The 2088-nt window shown below is 58.8% G+C and carries 1 protein-coding gene and 2 pseudogenes; 1 reads left to right on the top strand and 2 read right to left on the bottom strand.

Annotation, left to right across the window (positions count from 1 at the left end; genetic code table 11):
- Positions 1–139: 139 nt before the first annotated feature.
- Positions 140–370 (top strand): annotated as a pseudogene (locus AC0KXF_RS15120) (IS3 family transposase); the annotation flags it as partial.
- A 42-nt stretch (positions 371–412) separates the two neighbouring features.
- Here the strand turns inward: AC0KXF_RS15120 and AC0KXF_RS15125 are convergent.
- Together AC0KXF_RS15125 and AC0KXF_RS15130 are read right to left on the bottom strand one after the other, a co-directional pair.
- Positions 413–754, bottom strand: a pseudogene (locus AC0KXF_RS15125) (Orn/Lys/Arg decarboxylase N-terminal domain-containing protein); the annotation flags it as partial.
- Between the two features lie 153 nt (positions 755–907).
- Entirely contained in the window at positions 908–1927 is a 1020-nt protein-coding gene (locus AC0KXF_RS15130) for a LacI family DNA-binding transcriptional regulator (RefSeq protein WP_473109958.1), read from the bottom strand.
- Positions 1928–2088 lie beyond the last annotated feature (161 nt).

A 2088-nucleotide genomic window follows, 5' to 3' on the forward strand; every position in this document is an offset into this window, starting at 1 on the left:
CGCGATGCTTGAAGTCCTCGCTGTAGTTGTTCTTTGCCATCGCTGACATTCTCGCTTTCTCCAGCGCGATGCTGGATTAGCGTGTCCAAGAAATGGGGGTAGGTTCCAAGCTCCGCCGTGCTCTTGACCAGCACGGCATGGTCGGGTTGGTGCTGCTGGCGATAACGCGGCGATGGAATCGTTCTTCAGCCTGCTGCAGAAGAACGTCCTCAACCGCCGCACCTGGGCCACACGGGAAGAGCTGAGACTCGCGATCGTGGTTTGGATCGAGCGGACCTATCACCGGCGTCGCCGGCAGGCTCGCCTGGGGCGTTTGACGCCGGTCGAGTACGAGGCCATCATGAACGAGCAGGTCGCACTCGCTGCCTGACCAAGCTGTCACCAACTCGTGCAGCAGACCCGTGTCCTCGTAGGCGTTGATGCAGCCGTGAACGTGCTGCAGCACGTCGGAGGGGATCACGCGTGCGGTGAGGCGTTCCCCGAACAGGAAGATCGGGAGCTGCTCGTTGCGCGCTCTAATCGCGTGGACGAGCCGGGTAGCCTTGGCGACCGTCGCGGCAATGTCAACCGTCTGATCCGGCGCCGCGACGGACACGACGACGGCCGAGACCCGGCTGGCCATCGAGATGATCGTGGCGTGGTGCGCGCTGGGAACGCGTACCACGTCGATATCGAGGGGGGTCAGCGCCGCGGCGAGGGCGTCGAAGGCCGTGGTGCCGGCGTGCGATTCCTCGCTCTCGTTCGAGATGATCATGATGGGGAACTCGGGCACGCTATTGCTCCTTCAAGCGAAGCTGACATCAAGCAACCAATAACTAATGTAACTAGTTACATGTAGATAATACCACGCAATGCACGCGTCATGATGCTGGCGTGCTTTTGTATCCTTCCAGGTCGCTCGCCAGACTCAGGCGCCCACAGTCGAAGCTCGGGGAATCAGGGACGGTTCGAAACGCAAATGGACACTCTCTCCTGGCTCGTCAAGAATGAGTTGCGCGGCGGCTCGTCCCATTTCGACGGCAGGTTGGACTATCACCGAAATTGCTGGAGACAAGTATCCTGCCCAGGCAAATTCGTCGAATCCGAGCATCGCGACTTCGCCGGGAATCAAAAGGCCAGTTGTACTCAATGCCTCGTAGGTGATTGCCGTCGCGATGCCCGTAGTCGCAAATACCGCTGTGATCTCACCGTTCCTGACCCGCCGGTTTATGTGCTCCTGAAGCTCGAGGTTTGGACTCTGTAGCGAATCGAGGTGGAATATCGAGTTCTCGTCGAGACGGTATCCATCTTCTAGGGCGGCGGCGAAAAAGCCAGACAGGCGGTCCCGTCGCGTAGGCGCATCCTCGGGTTGCGTGACAACGAGCACGTCAGTCCGGCCGAGTTCGGAAAGGTGTCGCCAGGCGAGACGACCAGCCGTCAGGTCATTGAGTCGCACTGTATGGACGCGAGGATGATGTACCTCCGTCGGCCGTGCCATGTATACGCACTCTGTGCCAGCATCGGCCATTGACGCGACGATCGGATCGCCGGTAGGACCCATAGTGCTGATCAGTCCACGAACACGATGCGAATCCATAAGCTCGAGCATCCGTTGTTCCGTCTCTGGGTCACGGTTGCCTAATGCGAGGTAGGGTAAAGCTCCCGCGGGTGTGGCGACCTGAAAGACCCCATCAACGAGGTCAATGTAGTAGGGATTCCGCATATCCGCGAGCAGCAGCCCGATCGAATTGGATCTCCCCGCGAATACAGCACGAGTCAGTTCGCTCGGGCGGTAATTAAGCTTCTCGATGGCATCCAAGACACGCTCGCGCGTCGACTCATTGACTGGAAGCGCTCCGGAAAGCACCCGAGACACAGTTGCCGTTGAAACCTGTGCCAACTGCGCGACTGTCGATATCGTGGCACGACGAGGACTTCGTTTCGGCACTACTGCTCAACCCCATGAGCACTCTTTGGCATGTTCAACATAAGACAACCATACGTAACAACCATTCAGTGGATGCAACTAATTGGTCAAGTCCCGGGTGGTGGTGTAACGGTTGGTCCTTCGTGGTGATGGGGTCAGGCGCTGAGCTCGAGAACGGTATC

The organism is Leucobacter holotrichiae (genome assembly GCF_055791005.1).